Origin of the sequence: Gimesia maris (assembly GCF_008298035.1) — a bacterium.
GTDB lineage: Bacteria > Planctomycetota > Planctomycetia > Planctomycetales > Planctomycetaceae > Gimesia > Gimesia maris.
This window is the reverse complement of record NZ_CP042910.1, coordinates 6,994,559-7,018,633: the sequence shown is the minus strand read 5'-3', so window position 1 is coordinate 7,018,633 and position 24,075 is coordinate 6,994,559. Positions and strand designations below refer to the sequence as shown.

The 24,075-nt window shown below is 51.7% G+C and carries 21 protein-coding genes and 1 pseudogene; 9 read left to right on the top strand and 13 right to left on the bottom strand.

Features of this window, described 5'->3' with window-relative positions; all coding sequences use genetic code 11:
- Positions 1-164: 164 nt before the first annotated feature.
- The 7 genes and pseudogenes from GmarT_RS26100 to GmarT_RS29640 form a co-directional block, all read right to left on the bottom strand.
- Positions 165-581, bottom strand: coding sequence for a hypothetical protein (locus tag GmarT_RS26100; protein ID WP_149303438.1), 417 nt, complete (start codon positions 579-581; stop codon positions 165-167).
- Between the two features lie 396 nt (positions 582-977).
- The gene (locus GmarT_RS26095) at positions 978-2,408 is read right to left on the bottom strand and encodes a DUF1559 family PulG-like putative transporter (RefSeq protein ID WP_002644613.1); all 1,431 of its coding nucleotides are present in this window, start codon (positions 2,406-2,408) and stop codon (positions 978-980) included.
- Between the two features lie 677 nt (positions 2,409-3,085).
- On the bottom strand, positions 3,086-3,562 hold the full coding sequence (locus tag GmarT_RS26090) for a SecDF P1 head subdomain-containing protein (protein ID WP_149303436.1): 477 nt from the start codon (positions 3,560-3,562) through the stop codon (positions 3,086-3,088).
- Positions 3,563-3,855: 293 nt separating this feature from the next.
- A pseudogene (locus tag GmarT_RS26085) lies at positions 3,856-4,514 on the bottom strand (transposase family protein); the annotation flags it as partial.
- Positions 4,429-4,962, bottom strand: coding sequence for a hypothetical protein (locus GmarT_RS26080; protein WP_002644617.1), 534 nt, complete (start codon positions 4,960-4,962; stop codon positions 4,429-4,431). The gene GmarT_RS26080 and the pseudogene GmarT_RS26085, both read right to left, overlap by 86 nt.
- A gap of 123 nt (positions 4,963-5,085) precedes the next feature.
- Positions 5,086-5,454, bottom strand: coding sequence for a hypothetical protein (locus tag GmarT_RS26075; protein WP_002644618.1), 369 nt, complete (start codon positions 5,452-5,454; stop codon positions 5,086-5,088).
- A gap of 211 nt (positions 5,455-5,665) precedes the next feature.
- Positions 5,666-5,836, bottom strand: coding sequence for a hypothetical protein (locus tag GmarT_RS29640; protein ID WP_155367791.1), 171 nt, complete (start codon positions 5,834-5,836; stop codon positions 5,666-5,668).
- A gap of 791 nt (positions 5,837-6,627) precedes the next feature.
- On the opposite strand from GmarT_RS29640, the gene GmarT_RS26070 reads away from it, so the two are divergent.
- The gene (locus GmarT_RS26070; RefSeq protein ID WP_002644620.1) at positions 6,628-8,022 is read left to right on the top strand and encodes an alkaline phosphatase family protein; all 1,395 of its coding nucleotides are present in this window, start codon (positions 6,628-6,630) and stop codon (positions 8,020-8,022) included.
- A gap of 263 nt (positions 8,023-8,285) precedes the next feature.
- Here the strand turns inward: GmarT_RS26070 and GmarT_RS26065 are convergent, their stop codons facing one another.
- The gene (locus GmarT_RS26065; RefSeq protein ID WP_002644621.1) at positions 8,286-8,513 is read right to left on the bottom strand and encodes a hypothetical protein; all 228 of its coding nucleotides are present in this window, start codon (positions 8,511-8,513) and stop codon (positions 8,286-8,288) included.
- A gap of 232 nt (positions 8,514-8,745) precedes the next feature.
- Here GmarT_RS26065 and GmarT_RS26060 point away from each other — a divergent pair, with 232 nt between their 5' ends.
- The 4 genes from GmarT_RS26060 (at position 8,746) to GmarT_RS26045 (ending at position 16,580) form a co-directional block, all read left to right on the top strand.
- Positions 8,746-9,150: a BlaI/MecI/CopY family transcriptional regulator gene (locus GmarT_RS26060; protein ID WP_044236591.1), complete on the top strand. Its 405-nt coding sequence runs from the start codon at positions 8,746-8,748 to the stop codon at positions 9,148-9,150.
- A gap of 31 nt (positions 9,151-9,181) precedes the next feature.
- Positions 9,182-13,561, top strand: a complete 4,380-nt coding sequence (locus GmarT_RS26055) for a carboxypeptidase regulatory-like domain-containing protein (RefSeq protein WP_002644623.1) — start codon at positions 9,182-9,184, stop codon at positions 13,559-13,561.
- A 258-nt stretch (positions 13,562-13,819) separates the two neighbouring features.
- Positions 13,820-16,000 carry a sialate O-acetylesterase gene (locus tag GmarT_RS26050; RefSeq protein WP_002644624.1) on the top strand — a complete coding sequence of 727 codons (2,181 nt, stop codon included), beginning with the start codon at positions 13,820-13,822 and terminating at the stop codon, positions 15,998-16,000.
- Between the two features lie 52 nt (positions 16,001-16,052).
- On the top strand, positions 16,053-16,580 hold the full coding sequence (locus GmarT_RS26045) for a hypothetical protein (RefSeq protein WP_002644625.1): 528 nt from the start codon (positions 16,053-16,055) through the stop codon (positions 16,578-16,580).
- A gap of 27 nt (positions 16,581-16,607) precedes the next feature.
- Here GmarT_RS26045 and GmarT_RS26040 read toward each other — a convergent pair whose 3' ends face one another.
- The 3 genes from GmarT_RS26040 to GmarT_RS26030 form a co-directional block, all read right to left on the bottom strand.
- Entirely contained in the window at positions 16,608-17,045 is a 438-nt protein-coding gene (locus GmarT_RS26040; RefSeq protein ID WP_002644626.1) for a nucleoside deaminase, read from the bottom strand.
- A 38-nt stretch (positions 17,046-17,083) separates the two neighbouring features.
- The gene (locus GmarT_RS26035) at positions 17,084-17,779 is read right to left on the bottom strand and encodes an SGNH/GDSL hydrolase family protein (protein ID WP_002644627.1); all 696 of its coding nucleotides are present in this window, start codon (positions 17,777-17,779) and stop codon (positions 17,084-17,086) included.
- 102 nt (positions 17,780-17,881) lie between these two features.
- Positions 17,882-18,298 (bottom strand): GNAT family N-acetyltransferase, encoded by a 417-nt coding sequence (locus tag GmarT_RS26030; protein WP_002644628.1) that lies wholly within the window; start codon positions 18,296-18,298, stop codon positions 17,882-17,884.
- 136 nt (positions 18,299-18,434) lie between these two features.
- On the opposite strand from GmarT_RS26030, the gene GmarT_RS26025 reads away from it, so the two are divergent.
- From GmarT_RS26025 to GmarT_RS26010, 4 genes are all read left to right on the top strand, one after another.
- Positions 18,435-19,847 (top strand): sulfatase, encoded by a 1,413-nt coding sequence (locus GmarT_RS26025; RefSeq protein WP_002644629.1) that lies wholly within the window; start codon positions 18,435-18,437, stop codon positions 19,845-19,847.
- A 152-nt stretch (positions 19,848-19,999) separates the two neighbouring features.
- Positions 20,000-20,728, top strand: a complete 729-nt coding sequence (locus tag GmarT_RS26020; RefSeq protein ID WP_002644630.1) for a GntR family transcriptional regulator — start codon at positions 20,000-20,002, stop codon at positions 20,726-20,728.
- 103 nt (positions 20,729-20,831) lie between these two features.
- Complete coding sequence (locus GmarT_RS26015; protein ID WP_002644631.1) at positions 20,832-21,776, top strand: DUF1559 domain-containing protein; 945 nt, start codon at positions 20,832-20,834, stop codon at positions 21,774-21,776.
- 53 nt (positions 21,777-21,829) lie between these two features.
- On the top strand, positions 21,830-22,285 hold the full coding sequence (locus GmarT_RS26010) for a hypothetical protein (protein ID WP_002644632.1): 456 nt from the start codon (positions 21,830-21,832) through the stop codon (positions 22,283-22,285).
- A gap of 51 nt (positions 22,286-22,336) precedes the next feature.
- Here GmarT_RS26010 and GmarT_RS26005 read toward each other — a convergent pair whose 3' ends face one another.
- Both GmarT_RS26005 and GmarT_RS26000 read right to left on the bottom strand, forming a co-directional pair.
- Positions 22,337-22,762 (bottom strand): DUF4112 domain-containing protein, encoded by a 426-nt coding sequence (locus GmarT_RS26005; protein ID WP_002644633.1) that lies wholly within the window; start codon positions 22,760-22,762, stop codon positions 22,337-22,339.
- 52 nt (positions 22,763-22,814) lie between these two features.
- Positions 22,815-23,792, bottom strand: coding sequence for a YihY/virulence factor BrkB family protein (locus GmarT_RS26000; RefSeq protein ID WP_002644634.1), 978 nt, complete (start codon positions 23,790-23,792; stop codon positions 22,815-22,817).
- Positions 23,793-24,075 lie beyond the last annotated feature (283 nt).

Sequence of the window (24,075 nt, the reverse complement as noted above, 5' to 3'; positions counted from 1 at the left end):
TTTGTTTTTCCAGATGTGATTCGTTCGCCTCCTGGCAACCTGAAGTTGCCTCTCTTGCCCCCTGAACCTCAGGTGTGGGCAGATTTCTATTTATCCTCCCCTGAAATCGCATGGGAGGGTGCTTTCTATGTTGTTCAACGAGACTCCGGTGCAACCGATTGTTGTCAGGTGTTTCCCTGTGATGTTTCTTCTGACAGGTTCTTCAGCAGACCAAGTATTTCCAGTGACCGGTCCACATGCTGCTGTTTAGTTCCGACGTAAGCGATATCGTCCATCAGGTCGCCGATCATGACTGCGATTCCTGCCATCGGGTCTGCAGCGTACCGTTTCTTTTTCATTGAATTCGACATACGGGTAAGGCGTGCGAGCCACGTGGGAAAATCCGGTTCTCCTTTTCCGTTGATCGTCCTGCGGCTCCATCTGGCAAACCACTCGAAGAACCGAATCAACTTTGGTTTCGCGTTGCGTATCGTCAAAAGCGACAGGGCGGAATCCGTAATCGCGTCAATGTTCGTAAAGAATTGCCGATCCAGTTCATCGAGATAGGCTTCATCGATTTCGTCTGCTTCGTTCACTGACACTTGCCCCCATCACTTATAAAGAACCAGTCATACAACCAGTTCCTTTACTCTTCTTGACAATATCCAAGACAGTCGTTGACCCCTTTATTCCTTTATCTGTCGGAAAAATATTAACACACAAATTCAAACACAAATCTTATCCGGAAAAAAGCCAAGAACACAACCGGAATCAGAGTGTAGCCCATTCCGCTTTCTGCGTCGTCTGATCTAGAAATCATAACAATAAGCAAAAGTGGCCCAGACAGACCACCTGCGAGTGAATACTTGATCGTACTCAAGAGGGCGTCTCCAAACAGTAGAACAAGGGACACGTGAGTCAGACCAAAATAATGCGCCAGCTAAACCGGTATATTTTTCGGAATCCATAAATCGTATGAGTTTCACGAACAGAATCACTCACTTCGTCTCGTTCCAGTCTATCTTGCAGTTCGGCAACGCTCGCTGGAGTTTATTGATATCTTCGTCGGCAACCGCTGAGCCGCGGAGGTCCAACTCCCGGAGACTGGCAAGCCCGGCCAGGTGATTCAGGCCGGCGCTGGAAATCTGCGTGTTGGAAATCCGTAGTGTTCGCAAATCTTCGAACCCCCCGAGGCTCGCCAGGCCTTCGTCCGTCAATGCGATTCCGTCCAGATCTAAGTAAGCCTGAACTCGAACGGTTCCGAAGAGTTTCAACAGTTCTCCTGTAACCGCAGGACTGCTCAACTTCAACTGAAACCCATGCGCGTTTTCGAGCTTCCACACCCACCCTCCTGGGAACGCGATCTGCATGGAATCTGACGACGCGATCAATTCCAGTACACCACGAGGGGATACTTGCGTGCCGCGGAGATTGACGGAATGCAGCTCAGGCAGCCCCTTTAGGTGCTCCAGGGTTGCATCGGTCACTTCGGTACCGCTCAGGTTCAACGAATAGAGACGTGTTGCACCCCGCAGGTACTCGATGCCGGCATCCGTGACCTTGGAGCGACTGAGCCAGAGACCGCTAACCTTGTTCCAGTAGTTGAAGTCTCGCAGAATCTGATCGGTGACCGCACTGTGACCAAGACTCTCGAATCCGGTGTCGCGAAACTCCACCATGGAAATCTCATCGCCCGCCGCAATTGTGGTGAACGCCCTGAGTGTCTCGGGGTCGAGGTTGTGACTCAAGGAATGAGAAGTGATGGGACCGGCCGTGTTCACGAACGGCCCTCGGCGGCGCGCACTGGAAATGCTCGGCAGCGATTCGTGGTTGACGGTAGAGCTCATGGTGTCGGCCGCGAGGTCGCGGGGCTCGGTCCAGAAGATAACCGAGTCGGCAATCTCAGCCACAAGAATGGTGTTGTCACGCCCGTCACGAAAGTCCTCATATGACGTCGGCTGGTCGAACGGGAACGCGGTGTCCTTCCCAACAATGACAACGTAGTTCGTCATCGAGTCCGATTCTGGCTCGCTGGGACAATGGTAGGTCTCGGGCATCTTGTGGGCCAGGCGAATGTTGTTCGGCCCATTCCATGGCTCGTCGAAACTGTAAGCATCGTAGAGCTGTTGTTCATCTATGTACGGTAGGATGAGAACCCGCCAACTGTGAATAGGTGTGCCATCCTCGTCAGCCAGGAAGGCGGGTGGGAAGTGGCCGTGGACTGCATGATAGTTGTGCATCGCGAGGTGCAACTTGCCCACGGGCCAACTGCAACTGGAGTGAAGTGCCGCTTGGCGCGCGATGTCAACAGAGTGCCACAGGACGCCGACAAGCACTGCGAGTCCTATGCCGATGATGACGATCACGATCCAATGCACACGCCGGGAATCCTCACGGCCGGTCTTTTCGGTTCGTTTCGGTGCGGCCACGTCAGTAGATCCTCTCTTACTTTCGTTCTGCTCGCAGGCTGAACTGATACCAACGGCATCTGGCTCTCGGTTCTGCCATGATTTCTCTCATGGGGCAACTCAGTTTCTATGGAAGACTGATTCTTGAAAAGGTTCCGTTGTATTTATACAGCTCAATTTTCACGACTCTTCGACACATTGTACCATCAAGACAGCACTTGCAATATCTGGAGGGCAAATTCATCAGGGCGGCTCAGAAATTCCGTTTCCCGAGTTGTGCAAACAATGGTCGCCTTGGCAAAACGGTTACGCGGAAAGTTTCAATAGTCGTTTCCGGGATGAATGACGTTTCGTGGGCGTATTCGCCTCCATTTTAATTATCCAGAAACCTGAATTGTATATCAATTTCTGGCTTCGGTTAAAGGGAGCATATCAGCGAACGTTTTCACGAACAGAATCACTCAAGACGGTTAGTCCTGGCACCAATTGTTATCTATGGCTTGCTCTTTCCGCGGCCAGTTGTGGAGCAAGAAAAGGTCTTCATCGGCAAAGTAGTAAGGACCAGCCCGGGTTGAACAGCGTCAAATGTCGAAGTTCTCCGACAGTCGTTTCAGCCCGATAATGGCACGGTTCAACGGGACAGTGAAGGATTTACAATTTGTAATCGCGTGCTGCCGTCTTCCGTGAATACGACATTGTTATCCGTCGCTTGCTGGCAGTTCCCGCAGGACAATTGCGTGAAAGAACGTTAGTAGATCGTCTTTGTCGAACCGTCCCGTGATCTGTACTTCCTTAGCGATTGTCGATCGAATAGTTGGAGCATTAATAACCTTGCCGTTGAGTAAAATGGCGAGCTTCTTGTTCTGATTTTTTGAGGTTGTTTCTTTCATCACCTTTGCGCCATCCTCGGTCAAGGTTAGCCCAACCGACGGATTCCCGTTCAGATCTTTGTAGAACGACACTTTTTCGATGTGGCCACCGTGCAGTGAAACTTCGTTGGAGACGAATACCGTCTTGTCGCTGCCACGAACTTCCATCTTCTGCCACCCGGTCGTTTCGGTGTCGTCCGCCAGTCGAAACTCCAGCTGCGGTGCCGACTCTTGAGCGTGGAGTTGTTCGCCAGGATAAAGCAGGAATGACACGAGAACGGCAAATAGAGCAATCGTTTTCAACATGAGTATCTCGCAAAAGTAGAGATCTAGAGACGGATAACTATTGATCAACAGAATTAGATTCATTCTAAACCGATCAGGAATTGTGTCAATTATCAATTGACACATCAGGAAAAGCAATTACAAATGAAATGATTGAGGGAAGACTGAAATGACAGCAGATGTTGATCCACTCCTCTCCGTCAGGATCATCCAGCATGACAACTTCCTTCATCGATCCCCCCAAACTACTTGATCAAAGTGATGCAAAACCATTTGGTGGTGCTTTTTAGTACTACAGCGCCTGTTTACGTTTTCTAGTGCGTCTTCGTAGTTCTTTTTTTCTTCTTTGTTCGTGGCAGTGTTTTGCGATCTGGTTGCGGGCGATTCGCCATTGACTCCATTCGACGAGTACTGCCGGGGTCCAGTCTCTTGTATATAGCAGATGCCTGAGAATGTTACGGACTTCCGGAACAGTCAGGCCCGGATGTTTTTTTCCCAGCCGCTGTTTCTGCAAGGTTAAAAACAGTAACGCCAGCATAGACAGGCAGGTGTGATGGTGCCAACCGATCCAGCCGCGCGTTTCGTATTCATCCAGCCCACATTCGCCTTTACCACTCTGAAAGTTCTTTTCAATGCACCAGCGGCTGCCACCGACTTCCGCTAACTTCTTCAGGGGAATCTCAGCGGGTGCATTGGAGCGTTGATATTTTAATTCCGAATCTTGTCCCACAGAACGGCGAACAAGCAGCCGTTCCCGCCGATCAGTCGGACGCGACTGTTCGGAAAACCAGACTGTGATTTCTGCATATTCGTAGAGGCGTGGTCCCTGACTTCCTTCCGCAACACTCATCCGTTTCCAGGCAGACGCAGGAAGATTCGCCACCACTTCATCGACGCGCCGGGGTTTCTTCAGGGGCTTGGCGTTCTTTGTGGGACGGCCCCCTCGGCGCGTTGTCTGGCCAACGAGCCGCAACGAGTTTTGCTTCGGATGTGGGTGACGCGAGGATAAGATCCAGCAGTTTCTGGCGATAGTTGGGTGACAATGATTCTTGATTTTGGCGAGAGACCCAAATCCGCACTTCCGGCCATGGGACAGAATCGATGTTTTGACTCGCAAATTGGGAGTATTCAGTTGATTGATTGGTGATAAGCATCCATGCAAGTTGGAAACGCAAGCCTGATTCAAGGTTACTTTTGTATGCGGCGAACAAATCGATGCCGAATTCTTCCGCTCGATCATGTGCGGCATTCTTTTGTTCCTCGTGTGGCTCGCTGATCATTGAAGTGCTGAAGCCGACAAGATGCAGATCTCGCAGGAATTGGGCCTTGCGGTATTCAGCGTATGCGTACCAACCGAGGAAACACGCAACGGCGGCGAGCAGTGGAACGATGATGAGCAGTCGTCTTCGGTGGTGAATCATGAGAGTACGTTGGTCAGCCCGCCAATGTTTGAGATCACTGAGTGCCCGCGATCGATGATCAATTCAAAAAACGCGCACCAGCGGGCACTTCGGTGCATCGATATGTTATCCGCCGTTTCATTGTCATCCAAGTGTATTGAAGCCGCCACATTCCCGAAGGAACTGGACGAATTGTAGCAGCCAATCTCGGTCCGCACTGTAATTCTTGGCGAGATCATCGCGATGAAATGTTCCATCATCTCGTTCTGACGTCGTTTTTCCATCCAGACCGATTCGAGACCCCTCGTCCAGGTCCTTCAGGAAATTGTTTTCGAACCAATCCGCAAGTTTTAGGCAACTGTCCATTTTCGCAAACACCATTCTGTCACCGAAAATCTCAACATCGGGTTCGAGAATGTTGCTCTCCTGAATTAACGGGACTGTCGCACCCCACCGCCAAGAATTTACGGTTAGATCCTCAATATCATTCTCAGCGCAAAGCCAGTAACCCATTTGTATTCTGCTTTGAATTCCCTCAAAGGCGGATAACGACAAAGCTCAGTTGCCCGCTCGCCTGAGCAGGGTTGAAGGCCAGTATACCGCGACCGAAGCGAACGAGCCAAAACAACCAAGAACCTGTGGGTCAACTGCAGCGACTGGTTAGCTGCCTGCAGTTGCGATGGTCATTTTTCTGGTTTGTCTGCTTGAATCCATTCTTTCAAATCTAATACGCTCTTGTTCTTTTTTTTCCTGGCTTGACGTAGAGGTTGTAGCGGACCATGAGCACGTTGGCACTCGCGTGGATCGCTCGCCATTCCGCGTCGAGCTTCTTTGGCTTGAATTCAAAGGATTTCTCGAAAATCTCGATGAATTGACGGATGATTTTCTTCTTCACGACTTCCCTCTTTCGGTGTCCTGCTCTCGCCATCCTTATTGCAGCTAACTATTGATAGGCAGAATTTGATTCTGCCTATCTCTATCAGGATTTCTGTCTATTATCAACTCACACTATATGATCTTGCATTCACAATCAGAATTATTCAGGGAAGACCAACATGACAGCGGATGTTGATCCTCTCCTCTCTATCAGGATCATGTAACATGACAGCTGCCACTCATCGATCGCCCATACTCCTTAAACTAACCGGCGCGACTTTGCGGTGTTTGCTTCGTGCACCGGTTGCATCAACTTTTGCAGTTTGAAGGTCGATGTGAACTCGCTTCAGTGAAACGAACGACGCGTCAAACCAACCAAAAGTGATTTCCGAGAAAACGTCTGGCATCTCAGGACACTTGTAGTGTCCATTTTATTATTCGTTTTAGTGAAAGTCTACTAAATTACTCAATACTCATCGTGATCTGCCCAGGGTGAATTCGTGATTGTCGTGTTCGAAATCAAAATCACTTATTCCCGTCAGTCGTGACAAAAACCGGAGCAGCTTTGAACGTCGCTACAGCACCGGCACGCGAGTGCCTGGGCAGCGGGGGGCGCACTGTGAAAATGGCTACATTGAATCCTGTAACAGAAAACTGAGAGTTGAATTGATCAATGGGGAAGTCTTCGATACGTTATAGGAAGCCAAAGTGCTGATCGAACGCTGGAGAAGTGATTACTATTCCATCTGGACGCACAGTTCATTGGTTAAAGTGATATTTCAATAGACCAATCGCCTGGGAGATGCTTGCATGCGTTATCGTTATTGTCGGTTCTACTGCCTGATTCTTGTGGCCCTGGTCTGTCTAAATACTCTGACTTTGGCTCAAGCAGCCAATGCTCAACGTCATGTGGTCATCATCAGCATTGACGGGTTAGCAGCTTATCTTGTTGATGATCCTAAAGTCCCATTGCCAACGATTCGTCGACTCGCGCGCGAAGGTTGTATCGTTGATGGCGGAATGAAAGTTTCTGATCCTTCTGTCACCTGGCCCAACCACACAACTCTGGTGACAGGCATGAAACCCGGTCGACATGGTGTCCTTGCAAATGGTGTTCTGGTGCGTGGCGGAATTGGAGTGCCAGTAAAGATTGATTCACATCGCGACCAGAGTGATCTTGTGAAAGTTCCCACCGTGGTGGATGTGGCTCATGCTGCAGGGTTGAGAACCGCTGAAGTGAACTGGCCATGTACGCGCAATTCAAAGTCGCTCGATGACCAGTTTCCTGATGTGCCCAACGCTCTTGATTTCACAACGCCGCGATTAAGAACCGAACTGATTGAAAAGGGGCTCTTGAAGGACGAGACACACGCCTCTTTTCGGAAAGCCAGCATCGTTGGATTGGATTATGTCTGGACTGAAGCAGCGTGTCACTTAATTCGTGAACGAAAACCACATCTGATGCTTATCCATCTGCTGAATAATGATGCGACCCATCACAGGCGGGGGCCACAGTCACAAGCGGGCTACACCGCCAACGCATATGCAGACATGTGTGTGTCTCGAATTATAGACGCGATCGATGATGCTGGCATTCGTGAAAAGACGACGATTATTCTGGTGGCTGATCATGGTTTTACGCTCACACCCAAAGCAATTCGGCCCAACGTTTTACTGCGAGAGGCTGGTTTACTGAAGGTCGAAGCGGGAAAGCTGACGCAGGCACAGGTGCATGTCATTCCAGAAGGTGGCATTGGTCTTGTTTACTGCACTAATCCAGCTGAGGCTGCTCGGGCAGCTGCTGATTTCAAGAAAATGTTCGTTGGAAAAGAAGGCGTTGCCGACGTTCTCTTGCCTGATCGCTTTGACGAAGTCGGATTCCCGCACCCGCGTGAATACAACCAGGTACCCGACGCCATTTTGATCGCGAAAGATGGATATGCAGTCTCAGGTTCCGTGACGGGAGATACGCTTGTCACCACATATGAAGAAGCGCGAACGTCGCTTGGCTCTCATGGATTTCTGGCAAAACTTCCGAAGATGAACGCCATGTGCATCCTGTCCGGTGCTGGCATCCGAACAGGAGTAAAACTTCCCACTGTAGACAATACCGTGATCGCTCCCACCATCGCCAGACTGCTGGGACTCAAATACCCTGATGTCGACGGTAAACCGCTGTTGGAGGCAATGCAGACCAGCGACTGAAGACTTTGTTTCTTGAGAACGCACCGCAGACCGTAACCGAGATCCACTACACGACGGTTCCTCAACAGTTTTGAACGAGGTGATCGTCTGCCAGACTTTTGACCATAAGATGCTGGAGATGCAACCAATAAGTTCGGGACGCAGAGGTCGCACGTTCGAATCGCGATTTGTTTGCGATACTTTTAGGTACCCGCCTTTCTGAATCCGCTCTGTGATGGTTTTCAAACCCCAATGTAGAGATCGATTCCCAGACGGCCGGTGATTCAGGAAAACCAGGCATCAACAAAGTGTTTGAGACTGAACCCGACAGAAACGATGCCAATCAATTGAAATAATTTCTTAGTGGCTGCTTCTCCACAATGTCTGGCCACGCGGTCTGCATGCATGCGGTAGAGAAGAAATTGCGGGTGCCAGGTCGCGCAGATGATCAGCGCTAAGCCAAGACACAAACAGGTGATACCAGCCATTTCCGGTGCAACAGGTTCATTCATGGAATCATTGTCCTCTAAGTCCGCTTACGAATTCTCTACACAGGCTCATTATTCTTGAAATTGTTCAATTCCAATTATCAGAGGATTAATTTTTGAAGTCCTCCGGGCATTGATCAGAACGATCCTGCTACTGATACTCGGAGCGTTTTTTCTGCTAATCTGGAAAATATTTCCTTGACGATACGACACATGTAGTGTAAGGTTGGCACGTGTCGAATATGAGGAGAAACTGATGGGTAAAAAAGCAAAATCAAATCAGCCGTCCACAACTATGACCGACGTGGAATGGGTCATCATGAACGTGGTCTGGGAGCACGAACCCTGTGCCGCTGGAACCGTCCAGGAAGCGTTAGCAGAATCTTACGCCTGGGCTTACAGCACGGTAAAGACCACGATGGATCGCATGGTGACTAAGGGGCTGTTGACCAGGAAGTCGATTCGAAATCTGAATCTGTTCAGCTCTGCTATCAGTCCTGACAATGCCAAACGAGGTGAGTTGAAGCGTGTGCTCAGTCGCGCCTTTAATGGTGCGCTGACACCCATGCTGCAATTCATCGTCGATGAAGAAGAACTCACTGCCGAAGAGATTCAGCAACTTCGCAAGATCATCAAACGTGCCGATCGCAAGCCTGAGTAAGCAACACATTTTAGCATTGGGAGTCAGAGACATGGCTGAACCATTGAATGAGATCATTACACTGCTCAATCACTACGGCGAAAGTTTCTGGAGCTTCAGCAGCGTGATGTTGGCACAGGTCTGTGTCCTGGTGGTTGTTCTGCTACTGGTCGATTTGTGTCTGCGCCACCGGGTGCGCGCTGTCACCCGCTATTGGCTTTGGACTCTGGTATTGCTCAAGCTCGTTCTGCCAGTCACACTTTACTCTCCCGCGAGCGCTGCGTACTGGTTATCTGACTACATTCCCGCAGCTTCGAAAGTGGAAACAGCTCCCGCTGTGGTAAATGTCGAGTTGACTGATCGTTTCAATCCGCAGGTCCCACGAACAACAACTGTTTCAACAGAACGCCCGCCGGTTCTGTTTAGGGTTCCTGATTCTCAACCAGTGCCGAGTGCGTTACCTGCAACAACTTCCAGCGTCACACCGGTTCCACCTCTGACTGTTGCAGAACCTCGCGAAGCAACATCCGTTCCCTATCAACGGCTCAACCCCACTGCGATGTTGTTGCTGGTATGGCTGTCGGTCGTGGCTGTCTTGTGTGTTTTCGTTGTGCGACGCACACGTCAGGTTAGTAAACTCATCAAACGAGCAGAAGAGGCACCGCTTGAACTTGTCAACCTGCTGCATGATTGCTGTCAGCTGTCTGGCCTCAAACAACATGTTGTACAACTGAAAATCTCTGATCAGGTCGGCAGTCCCGCAATTTGTGGACTGTGGAAACCGACGATCATCCTGCCTCGTCACCTGCTGGATCAACTTAACCAGGATCAGCTGCGACAGGTCTTCGTTCACGAACTCGCGCACTGGAAACGCTACGATCTGCAGTTGAACTGTTTACAGACTTTGCTGCTGATTCTGTATTTTTACAATCCACTGGTGTGGTTGGCACATAGCATGCTCAGACGCTTACGCGAACAGGCCGTGGATGAAACTGTGCTGGTGACACTCAAGGTGCAGTCACACCAGTATTCGTCTACGTTACTGGATATCGCGGCCCTGACCTCGTTTCCAGACAAGCTCAGCTTGCAACTGATTGGAATTCTCGAACCGCGTAAGCCATTGGCACAACGTATTCGGCGGATTATCTCGCGTCCGGTTCCCCGGTCTGCCAAACTGGGACTTGCCGGCTTCACAACCATCGTACTCGCTGGCATTCTGCTACTGCCGATGTCCCGGATGGATCGTTCTCAAGCAGCAGTTGAGCCGGAAGTGAAACAGGACAAAGAAACGACAGCGAAAACAGAGCAGGAACCAAAATCGAATCAGGCTGCGGCAACAACGACGAAGTCAGGATCAAATCAGAAATCAGAATCCCCGGTACAACCGAAAAGTGTCGAAAAAGAGTCACCTGCTCCACAAGGCATCCTCAGTGGACGCATTGTAGATCAAACCGGTGCACCGGTGGCTGATGCCGAGGTCACGCTTCTCCATCGCAATGGAGGGCGGCTGATTCAAACAAAAACAGATCAGGAAGGACGTTATTTGTTTGCAAAGATCCATAAGCCGGGAGAACATCGGATCATGATCAAATCCAAACGCTGGGTCGGGGTTGAACGCAGTACAGACTGTCCGCGCGTCGTGCTCTCGTTCGACAAAAAAAGCGTACAGGATATTACACTCGAACGTGCCTGCCAGTTGCGGATCGAAACCGTGGATGAGCAGGGTAAGCCTGTGCCTGATGTCACCGTTTATGCCAAATCATTGACAGACACAAGTGGTTTCAGTCCGGAAACCGCCTCCACTGATCGCTCAGGCCAGGTGACACTCGGCTTAAAGCCTTCGGAGTTCGAATACCAGATCGCGACCTCCTCGTCGAAGTATGGCTTTACGAAACTGGTGATCAAAATGGACGATCCTGAAAAAATCGTCAAACGGAAACTGGTACAGCGCAAGGGAATCGAAGTAAAAGGTAAAGTCCTTTGCTCGGACGGCAAACCTCCGGCCGGGTGGAAGATCATTGCGCTTCCCGACTGGTGGACCTTTGGCAGATCTCCCTCTGGTTATGAAATCAGCAAAGATGGTACCTTTACTCTGCCTCACATTGTGGATGATGTCTACAACGTCACGGTGTCTGTGCCTGCGGGGGGGAGCACATTTACGAGAAAGCCGGTGCTCAACTCAACCACTCTGTTGAAGCAGGAGCAGCCTCTCTCCTTAAAGCTCCATTATCCTTCACCTGCCTCGCTGGTCTCAATTTCCGGCAAGATCAACTTTACTGGCGACCCTCTGCAGTATCGTGGTTTCTGGATCTTCGCGAATTCAGATGACCCGCAGCGGAGTGGCAGCGTCTATATCAGGCCGGGGGAGACAGAATTTCGGATCGATCCCATTCAGCGTGGGAAATACAAACTCGATATCCAGTCCCCCAATTTCGAGTTGCAAGGGCCCAAAGATGTCTCCGCTCCGTCTGAAAATATCACTCTGAATGTGGTGGTGAAAGGAAAACCAAAACTGCAAGGCACGGTCGTCCGCGGCGATAGCTCTCTGCCAGTCAAAAAATATCAGGTTCGTGCGATCAAGATCAGGACACTGCGCGGTCCTAATTTTGTACAGAGCTCCCGCTGGGAGGACGTCAATAATTTAAACGGGAAATTCGCAGTGGAAGTGAATGGACCTGGAATTTACAGGATTGAAGTCGCTGCGAACGGTTTTGCACAAACCCTGAGCGAACCGATCAATACCGATGAAAACCAGGGGAAACCGATCCAGGTCAAACTGACAGCGGGGGTTTCTCTTTCCGGAACTGTTGTGAATGCACAAGGTCAGCCGATCAACGGAGCCACCGTGATTCCCCTCTCCAAATCCAGAGGCGTCATGCCACCGGCATTAGGGGCATTTACAACAGAGGAAGGATCTGCAAAAACCGTTGACGGAAAATTTACCCTGACGCATCTCGATGCTGGTCAGGAATCCCTGAAAGTCACTCATCCTGATTATGTTTTTACACTTGTCAAAGAGATCGACCTCACAGCCGCTCCGACGCCTGATATTAAGGTGATACTCAAACGGGGTGGTACAGTGCAGGGAACGGTTACTGATGCTGCAGGCCAGCCGGAACCGAACGTAACCTTATTCTTCCAGGACAGTTTTGGCTACAGCGGCAGTGCCACCAGTGATGCGGGACGTTTAGCGACCGTGATTACCGATGAAAAAGGTCAGTACTCAGTCGCGCATCTGCCCGAACAACTCTGTTACGTGCTTCGAGCCGACGAAGCGAATTCGAATGGCGTCGTGCGTCAGGCCATTCTGCCTGAAAACGGTAAGACCAGCACACTCAACCTGGGCGGTCGTCCCGAATTGACAGGACGGTTGAAAGTCAACGGCGTCCCCTTCTCGAACACACGTCTGCTGCTGGCCGGCGAGAACCCGAATTTTGGCATCTTTCGCGCGTATACCATCACCGACGGCGATGGTGCTTTTCAATTCTATGGAGCCGGTCCCGCCAAACGGACGCTGTACTACGCGGTCCTGGGAATGCATGATAAATGGGTTCGCGTCGACTCGTTCCAGTTGCTTGCAAAAGATCAGGAGCTCGGCATCATCGAACAGAAAATCGGCACGCTCACGGTGAAATGTACGCCAGAGGCGACCGAAAACCTGCGCCTGACGCTTCAGACCTATAACCCCGTCTGGACGTTCGGACTGGATACGGGCATCCTGGTACCACGCCAGAATAATAGTGAACCTTATGTCTTCACTCAGGTTCCTCCGGGCGAATACGAATTAGTCGCCCAGCGTCCCGGTTATCCTGCGGTGCGAAAGAAAATCAGCGTCACTCCCGAAGCATTGAACACCACTGTCACTCTGCCATTACCAGTCGGGTTATCAACATTGCAGGGTAAGCTGGACGAATCGCTCTGCGGTCCGGGGGGTTGCACTTCGCTCAAATTATGGAGCGAGGACAAACAACTGCTTGCACACATCTACCCTGATCAAACGGGGAACTTTACGGCGGGCCATATTCCTGCCGGTAACTATTTCTTAACCAGACAGGATATTCGAAATCCCACTGAATCGTTTCCGGTCTCGCTCAAAGCGCAGGAATCGAAATCCTTAACCCTGACGCCCGACGATATCAAATATCCGTCCGCGAAAATGGGATTTCGTGTGATCAATGTCCTTACTCAGAATGGAGTCCCGCTACCGGGCTGTGATCTCCAACTGCAAAACGGCACGGGAACGCTATCGCATCATAGTCAGCAGAATGAGAGGTATTCGTTCGCAGGGACTCCCGGGATGTATGAACTCACCGCATCGTATCCGGGATTTCAAACGCAGCGCCAGAAAGTCGAATTGATTACCGCCGGTGCTGACGGACGCTATCCCGATACGGTAACTCTCACACTGCGCCTCAAACCGCTTGACGAATGAATCAGCATGTCTGCGATCCCCTTTAATCAGAGGGCGAGTCGGCAGAGCGATCAGTCGATCTCCACGAAGTACCATCAGATAATCTCCGTCTCACCTGTGGCACCACCGCGCAGGTTGATTTCGTATTGATCGATCCCTGCAAATCTCAGACGTTTCCCTTGCGTCGTGTGCAAAGTTTGGTGATCATTTTAGTACAGAGAGCGAAATTCATGACGCTTTCTTTTTCTTGCAAACTACTCCAGACGAATTGAATCCATAATGAAATCAAAACGCGTCTCACTGCTCGCTGCGGCCTGCTTTGTTCTGTTTTCTCTTACCACGCAGATTCAGGCAGAAGTTCGACTGCCTCACATCTTCGGCGATCATATGGTCCTGCAGCGCGGGGTGCCTGTTCCGGTCTGGGGCTGGGCGGATCCGGGGAATGAAGTCTCCATCAAACTGGGAACTTCCATTACATCCACAGTCGCCAATAACAAAGGCGAATGGATGGTGAAAATGCCGCCTCAACAGATCGGCGATCCGATAACGCTCATGGTCAGAGAAAAAAACACGGTCACATTTTCTGACGTGTTGATTGGCGAAGTCTGGCTCTGCTCGGGACAGTCGAACATGGAATGGCCTGTTTCCCGCAGTAACAATTTCGAAGAAGAACAGGCGGCCGCCAATTACCCGCTGATTCGTCACATCAAAATTCCCCGGGTTCCCAAGGGCTTTCCACAAGATGACGTTGATGCCGCCTGGACCGTCTGTTCACCTGAAACCGTAGGCAGCTATACCGCAGCTGGTTACTTCTTCGGTCGCAAATTACACAAGGAACTTAATGTCCCGATCGGGCTGGTCAATTCCTCCTGGGGCGGCACCCGTATTGAACCCTGGACGCCCCCTGTTGGTTTTGCGCAGGTTCCCGCGCTGGCCGACATCGAGAAACAGGTACAACTCACCAACCCTGCAACCGCCGCCTACCAGGCCACTCTGGGCACTTACCTGAAAGGCCTGGAAGACTGGACGGCGGAAGCAAAAACCGCATTGAAAGCGGAAACTCCGCTCACGCCACCTCCCGCGTATCCCACGGCCATTCAGCCGCTCACCAGTCACAGTTCTCCCACCACGCTTTATAACGGTATGATTCATCCCCTCGTTCCCTTCGCCATTCGGGGGGCGATCTGGTATCAGGGCGAATCCAATCACGGCGAAGGCATGCTCTACTTCGAAAAAATGAAAGCCCTGGTCGGCGGCTGGCGCGAAGTCTGGAACCAGGGAGAATTCCCTTTCCTCTACGTTCAGATTGCTCCCTTTCAGTACGGCAGTGAATCTCCCAGTATTCTGCCGGTCTTCTGGGAAGCGCAGAACAAGTCACTGGAAATTCCACACACCGGTCAGGTTGTCATTCACGATATCGGCGATTTGAAAGACATCCATCCCACCAACAAGCAGGACGTCGGCGCTCGTCTGGCGTTGATCGCACTGGCAAAAACATACGGTCAGAAAGGTCTCGTGCATTCTGGTCCGGTCTTCAAATCGCTCAAGAAAGAAGGGGCCAAGCTGCGTGTCACCTTCGATCACGTCGGCAGCGGACTCGTCTCGCGCGACGGCAAACCGCTCAACTGGTTCGAAATCATCGGCGAAGAAACCGACTTCGTACCCGCAGACGCTGTGATTGAAGGGGACTCGGTGATTCTGTCCTCACCCAAAGTCAAGCAGGCCGCGGCCATGCGGTTCGGCTGGAATAAACTGGCAGAACCCAACCTGTCTAACAAAGAAGGTCTGCCGGCGACTCCCTTCCGGGCAGGCGAAGTACCCCAGCGCGACTGGTTGTCGCTCAAAGTCGAAGAATCCAAAGAGTACACGCTGGTCTACGATCTTGATTTGAAAAACCTGGGCCGCAAAATCAATTACACTTTCAATTCGAGTCGGGATTTTACCACGCCTTATGGCCGCATCGCCTACTTCCTGGAGCTGCAGAAAATCGGTGAAGAAACGCAATACGTGTATGTCTCCATGGACGCCTTCACCACTGATATCACTAAAATTGCTGTGCCCACGTTTGAGAGCAAAGCCAGCTTTCAAACGAAAGTGAGCAATCTCAATGTGATATCCAATGTGCCCGGCATCGTGACGGGTAAAGGTCTGCCCGGCGGCAACATCGAATTCTGGCCGAGCAACTATGGTCCTTTGAATGCAAAGAACATTCCTAACGCCAGCGCGACCCTCTGGGATTTCGGCGATGAACCATCCGAGCCTTCAGACGGTTACGGCTGCATGCAGGTCCACAACTATGAGGCAAAGCAGACGATCTTCGCCATCAACCAGTGGAAAAGCGGACCCGGCGCAGACATCGGCATTGGCAACAGTACCGGAAAAACCCGCGACTGGACCTTCATGTCGAACGCCTCACAATACGAAGTGAAACGGTTGCGCGTGCTGGTACAGACTCAGTAGCGAGCCCGGGTTTTTATCCAGTATGGAACGTAAGACAGGAGAAAACTGATCAATGCGATTTCTCTTGATTTTCTCCGGTCTGTTAGCTGTTGTGGCGTTCGTGATCGGATTTGTGGCCTCACTCTTTATTCCCGACGTGACCTGGATCGGACGGCTGGGGGTGGCCGCGATACCTGCCGGCTGTACGTTTTTGGCTGCGATTCTGCTCTTCACCCGGGATTCCGCCAGGCACTCTGCCACGATAAAGAAAGTCCGTGGCAATTTACTCGCCTCATGGGATTCAACCGACGAGCAGTTTCTGTCTGCCCGGCCAGCGGAAGATCCTTCGTTGTTACTTGAGCTAAGAGAAGCGATCGCGCAATTCTTTGATGTCCCAGCCTGTAAAATCTCACGGAACGTGGATCTGATCAGCGATCTGCACGTAGATCCATTAGAGCCGAGTTTTCAGTTCGCTGTCGTCAGACCGGCAATCATTTCTCGGCAGAAGGAACCACAATCCTTCGGGTTTTCAACGACCAGTCTTCATACCCTCGATGAACTGGTGAAAGCCATTCGCGAAGTGCTTGATCGGGAAGAATGATCCTGTTTTTCTGTCGGCTCCTTACAATCACTCTCCGATATCTTCATTCCACATTTCGGGGTGGGCAGCGATGAAGTCTTCCATCAGTTGAATGCAGCGCGGGTCCTGCAGCACTTCCAGTTCAATGTCGCTGGTCAGCAGCAGGCGTTCGTCGCCCAGGAAGGTCTGGTTTTCGCCGATGACGACGCGGGGAATCTGGTACAGGCGAATCGCACCGCTGCACATCGGGCAGGGGGAGAGCGTCGTGTAAATCACACTGTTGCGATACACGCGGGCCGGTTGTCTGCCTGCATCTTCCAATGCGGACATCTCGCCATGCAGGATAGCGCTCCCTTTCTGCTGACGCTGATTGTGTCCGCGGCCGATAATTTTGCCTTCGTAAACCAGTACCGACCCGATGGGCACGCCCCCTGCATCGCGGCCTTTCTCGGCTTCTTCAATCGCCGCCTGCATGAATTCATCCATCGTGTGTACTCCTTTTAACTATGCCGGCAAACCGACGGTCACTTCCCGGTATTCAGAATCGCCTGCAGATACGCCGGGTAATTTGCTTTCGTAGAACCTTTTGTCAGACTGTCTCCGAAACAGACAACCGTCGTCGTGTCGAACTTGCCCGCTTTCAATTTGTCTGCGACCAGCTTGGCCAGCAGCTCATAACCGGCGGGAATCAGATGCACGCCATCCTTCACGCCACTGTTCGCCGGGTTGCGGAGCATGCTCGTTTTCTGATCGTCGGCAATCTTGTGTTGGATCAGATATTCGTGGAAATCCAGCAGATCGACTTTCTTCTGCTGGGCCACCTCCAGCAGCACGGTTCTGACTTCCTGCATCCGGGCGACCGGCGACTGATCGTCATACTTCTTGCGGTCATGTCGATTGAACAGCAGTTCGGGAACGCACGTGGGAGGTGTCACCAGCAGCACTTTCGCGCCGCCTGCTTCGATCTGGTCGATCAGCGATTCCACATTCTTCCGATAGGATTGAATGTCGATGAACCCGCCTGAGTTGAGCCGGTCATTCGTACCCACCATCAGCACCACGGTCGTCGGCTGTTTCGCCAGCACATCGCGGTCCAGCCGCTTCAGGAGTTGTGAACTCCGGTTTCCACCCACGCCCGCGTTAATCACGGTCGCGGCAGTCGCTTCCGTCGGAGCCAGGAATACACAGGAGAGCAGAAACAGAAAACAGTACTGGAGCATGGTAGCGGGCTTTCAATGGGTGCATGATAAATCGACTCGTGAATGTCACATTCGTCATGCTACCCGAAACGGCAGGTTACAGACAATTCCAATACGGACAATTCACTCTGTCAGACTTTTTCGAAAGAAGATCCGCTGCTGATCGGCGGGAAAGTCAGGGAGCGTCCCAAACGGAGTGTAACCCAGACGTGAGTAAAATTCGGGTGCCTGAAAACTGAAAGTATCAACCCAGACCGCATGGCAGTTTCGCGCACGGGCGATGTGCTCTGCTTCCAGGACCAGCTGACGTCCCAGCCCCTGTCCGCGATGGTTTACATCAACTGCCAGCGTCTCGATATACAGCCACTCCCAGAGTGTGAAGCCAACGAGCCCGGCTATGATCTGGCCCACCTCTTCAATTTTGAGCTTCACAGGTTCTGGCGCATACGGAAATCCGGTCGATCGGGAGCTCTCTGACAGAAGCGCAGCGACTGCAGTTTCAACTGGTTCCCCGTGTGCTTCCGAAATCTGATAATTCACTGTTGCTCCAGTTTCTGATCATCTCTTTTCTGCTGTTTACCGTATGTTTCTTCGATCCCGACCTGTTATGATAGGTCAGATCATGTTGTGTTCAAGTCTGATCTCTGAGTTCCAACCAGGAGTGAGAAAAGAACTGATGATGTTCCGCATACCGTCGCTGTTTTCACAGGCTGTGATCCTGCTGTGCTTCCTGTCTTCCATCACACAACCCACACACGCCGCTGACGAAAAACCCTGGAATGTGGTCTTCTTCCTCGTCGATGACCTGGGCTGGACCGATCTGGGCTGTTATGGCAGTGACTTCTACCAGAGTCCAAACATCGATCAACTCGCTGCGGAAGGCATGAAGTTCACGCAGAACTATTCCGCCTGCAATGCCTGTTCGCCGACCCGCGGTGCGCTTCTGACCGGCATGTATCCCGCGCGCACGCATCTGACCGACTGGATTCCCGGCTGGGCCAAATCCTACACCGATTTCCCTCTGAAGCCGCCCGAATGGAAAAAACATCTGGATCAGAAATACACGACGCTGCCCGAGGCCCTGCGTACAGCCGGCTATCAGACGTTTCATGTCGGCAAATGGCATCTGGGCGGCCGCGGAAATCTTCCACAGGATCACGGTTTCGATGTCAACATCAGCGGGACGAATCGTGGGCTGCCCCGCAGTTATCACTTCCCCTATGGCGGCGATGCGATGAAGTGGGACAGCAGTCTGACGGAAGCAGAGCGGCAGGATCGTTATCTCACCGATCGCATGGCCGACGAAGCGGTTGCGCTCATCCGCCAACAGCAGGACAAACCCTTCTTTCTGTATTGCTCTTTCTATTCCGTGCACTCCCCCATCCAGGGCCGCCCCGATCTGGTAAAGAAGTATAAAGGTTTACCCGCCGGGAAACGGCACAAAAATCCCGAGTACGCCGCCATGATTCAAAGCGTCGATGAAGCCATCGGCCGCGTCCGTGCCCAACTGAAAGAGAGTGGCATCGCCGACCGCACGCTGATAGTTTTTACTTCCGATAATGGCGGAGTCCGCCGCAAAACCAGTAATAACGATCCCCTCCGCGGCGAGAAGGGGCAACACTGGGAAGGGGGGACCCGCGTGCCTGCCATCGTGCTCTGGCCTGGCGTCACTCCCGCAGGCTCTGTCTGCGCGGAGCCGATCATCACCATGGACTTTTATCCGACGATTTTGAACATCACCGGCGTTGCCGGCAACACGGAACACAATCAGAGCGTCGACGGACTCTCCCTGGTTCCCCTGCTGAAAGACCCCGCCGCGACACTCAACCGCGAAGCCCTTTACTGGCATTACCCGCATTACAACGTATTCATCGGCGTTCCTTACTCCGCTATTCGCGTCGGCGAGTATAAGCTGATCCATTACTATGAAGACGGCAACGATGAACTCTACAACCTGGCTGAGGACCTGAGTGAGACCAGCGATGTTTCAAAGACGTACCCGGAACTCACCGCCCGACTTGAACGGCGGCTGCAGCAGCATCTCAAACAGGTCGGTGCGCAAATGCCGGTCTCCAATCCACAAAACTGAGATCTTCGTCAGATACTGACAAAATTCCAGTAACGCAATTATGATCATTTATTCATAAACTGCCATTTATTTAAAAATTGTGATGTTATGCGCAATTATTTATGTGTATACTCAGCGTATACACAGCGTCCGTTTTCGCGTGGAGATCAAAAATGCTCACGACATTGCGAGAAAAAGCTTATTTTCACATCCGAAATAAAATTCAGCACCGTGAATTGACCGCGGGAAACCGCCTGGAAGAACTCAAGCTGGCGAAAGAGCTGGGCATCAGCAGGGTACCGGTCCGCGAAGCCATCTTACAGCTGGAAAGTGAAGGCATTCTCTGCCAGGTTCCCCGGGTGGGGACCTTCGTCAAAGTCCCCAGTCGCGACGAAATCCGGGAATGGTGCGAACTGCGATCCGCGCTGGAAGGTTTTGCGGCCGAAAAAGCGGCTCTCGAAGCGACTCCCCAGGCGATAGAAGTGATTACATCCGTCCATCGTCGGATGCTGCAACTGGCCAGGCAGATCCGCGCCGAGGGACTGACGAAGCTGGAAGGCACTCTCATGAAAGAGTGGCAGCAGGTTGACCTCGATTTTCACATGGCGGTGGTACACGCTGCCCGAAATCAGTCGGCTGAAAAGCTGGTCAGTAACTTACATATTATGGACATGTTCTTCGAAGTGACTCCGGAGCCGATACCGCTGATGGTCTCGCGTGTCTGTCGGGAACATGGAACAGTGCTGCGCGCGATCCGGCAACATGATCCTGAAGCTGCCCGAAAATCAATGGTTGCTCAAATCATGTCCGTACTGGAGCTGTTGCTCGATGATTACAGCACTGGACGCTTTAAAGCCAACTACTGGAACAACATTCAAACTTATACTGCGATCAGGAAATAAATTGATCTCAGAAACAGCAGACGCTCCCGTGGTTTCTGACACAGTGATTCATAAATGCAATGATTAACAGGTGAAATAGAGCTTATTATTAAGGAGGTGTCTTATGCAGGTCAGATCCCGTCTTCCGGTCCGTCAGACCGGTTTTACCTTGATCGAACTACTTGTTGTGATCGCAATTATTGCCATATTAATTGCACTGCTTCTGCCGGCGGTACAGCAGGCGCGCGAAGCCGCCCGGCGCAGCACGTGCCGAAATAACCTGAAACAGCTCGGGTTGGCATTGCACAATTATCACGATGCCTTTACTGGATTTCCCGTCAATCTGTACGGTGGCTACGGAGATACAGCCAAAGTTGGAGGCTATACCCAAACCTCAAAGTCCTGGGGCTGGATGGTACGGATACTGCCTTATATCGACCAGGCTTCGCTCTATAACGAATGTGATCCGGGTAATAAAACGATGTTGGACAGCGGGCATCTGGCGACAGTCGTTCCTGTCTTCCTCTGCCCCAGTGATCCGGCACCGGCGGTGATCACTGAATCGACTCCCTATACAACGGGAGGTACCAATGTCGCACGCACCGATTACAAAGGTGTCATGGGGAGCGACTGGCAGTGGGGCGCTTACACCAACAACATTATCACCGTGGGTGGCGATTCTTTTGAAAACAATAACGGTCTGTTTTTCGCACTCAGTTATCGGAAATTCAGACGCATCAGAGATATTACCGATGGCGCCAGTAATACGACCGTTGTGGGGGAATCGGTGGCGAATGAAGCAATGGCGGCCAGCTTTCGTCCCGGCTGGAGCTGGATGAACGCCGCCGAATGCAATGCCAGTTGTGCCGTCCCGTTAAATACCTACAACTCGCGATCTCCCCTGACGCTGCCCTGGGATGTTGTGCACAGCTTTGCCAGCCAGCATACAGGCGGCGGTCATTTTCTGCTGGCCGACGGCGCAGTACGTTTCATTTCAGACAACATCGATCTGGCAACGTATCGGGACCTGTCGAGTACGAATGGCGGAGAAATACTCGGCGAGTTTTAAAAACTCAACAACATTTTGATTGTGTAAAAATAAATGCAGGAGATATATATAAGATGACTGACTGGTATCATCGGCGGTTCGGGAACCGTCTTCTGAGTGAGCTGTGCCTGCTGCTGACCGCCTGCTGTCTCAGCAGTTGCAGTTCGCAGGAGGCGGGTCCCACGCTGGTTCCCGTATCGGGAATGGTCCGTGTAAATGGTGAACCGCTGCCGAAAGTCGGTATCTCTTTTCGACCTGATGCGGAGCAGGGGAACACGGCTCCTTATCAACCGGGCGGGGCCGCTGATGACACGGGGAAATACGAATTGATTGCCGCTGCAAAAAACGGGGCGCCCCCTGGCTGGTATAAAGTCGTTGTTTTCCCTTACACGCCGCCACCGGGCAGTGGGGCTCCCAAAGTCAAACTGCCGGACTTCGATAAAAAATACAGTGACCCTGCCACCACCGAGCTGCGGATCGAAGTCAAAGCTGACGCCCCGCCAGGGGCCTATGATCTCGAACTGAAATAGGTTCGGTTTTCTGTAGAGCGAAGCAGTTCGGTTCTGTTCTCACAGTGGAAATCAACCGGCGTTGTGACGGTCCAGATGTTTCTTCAGCAGTTGGGAATTGCGACGGTTCGATTTGAAGAAGGCGTCGAAGACGTCTCCCACCACGGGGACGGCACCGATGAGGAAGTCCAGACCCACATTGCCCGCCATCCGCGCCAGCACCCAGTTGGATGCGCCCAGCTGTTTTGCCTGATAGATCAGGTAGCCGGATAAGGCAGTCGAAACCACATCTCCCAGGCCGGGCACAATTCCTATCAGGGAGTCCCAGCCGATTCGCATGTTGGTTCCCGGCACTTTGATGGCATCATCCAGAAAACGGGTCAGCTTTTCAAACTGTGCAAAGCGATCGACGCGTTCTGCGCGGTAAGCACTGTCCCGTGCGGGCAGAACAATGGGTTTAACGGGGGACGACTGTTTGTCTTTTACTTTCTGAATCATGATACATGCCTTTCAATATGGGTCATCATGGAGGGGATAACGATTCCACGAATCAATTTTTGTGAAGCAGAACTTCACTTTCTGTACGGTGGTAGTTTTTTTCTTCAGTGACGAGAATCGCGCCCGGAGCCGGTTTAAGACCGCTGCCGAATTCAATTGACCAGTTTTGTGTGAACTCGGCGCCCAGTAAAATGATGAGGGATGAATAGTAAACCCAGATCAGAATTCCAATCATCGATGTCGCCGCGCTTCCCCAGCTGGATCCTGCTTCCGAATACTGCAGATACCAGCCGATCCCGGCTTTTCCAATCACAAACAGAAACGCTGTCACGCCTGCACCGACAAAGACATCGCGCCATGGGATGTGTGCATCAGGCAGAACCTTGAAGGTGGCAGCAAATAATAAGATCGCCAGCCCTAAAGTCAAGATGCCATTGATGAGCATCATCAATGTGAGCATGCCCCCGGTCAGTTCGCCATTCTGAATCCAGCGCGTGAACTCATCGACAAACGTCGTCAGTACCAGGGAAACGAGTAACAGCAGCCCGATAACGACCAGCATCCCCAGGGAGATCAATCTTTTTTTGAGAAAGGACATCAGTCCGCCCTGTCTGGGATCGGGTTCGACATTCCAGGCTTTATTTAGCGCGCCCTGCAACTGGGCCAGGACACCACTGGCAGAAAAAATCAGGATTCCGATTCCCAGGATTCGCGCCCACCAGGGATGTTCCTGTTGATGTCCTGGTTGTGCCCGCTCAGCCACACGCGTCAGGTTCAATGCGGAAGCTGACGAATCGTTGTCCGCTTGAGAAACGCTTTGTTCGATGGGCAAACCCAGCTGGGAATTGATCACCGTGCTCACTTTTTCGGCTGACCAGAACTGGGTCGTTACAGCAAACACGATCGCGAGTAACGGGGGAAGTGAAAAAATCGTGTAATATGCGATCGCCGCACCGCTGCCCATGCATTCGTCGGACAGAAAGTCTGATCCGGAACGTTTTAATACGTTTCGCAGGCGATGAAATCTCATGGGACTCCGATCCTCAAATAAAAGGTAGGGGATACTCCCATGGTAAAAGCAATTCACATGCCACATGAGCGATTTGCCCCTTCTTAAGTGAAAATACTCCTGAACATTGAGGTCTGAGCCTGCGAACTGGTCTCTGAACTGCCAGTAGTGTGATTCCGGTGAATTCTCATCCTCTGTTCGAATGACTCTGAAATGACTGCCCGCCAGGCGAAGTTGATCACGGCTCCTTTTCTTCTGGAAACCCGATGAATACACTGATTGCTGATATGATGCATTGTAAGCG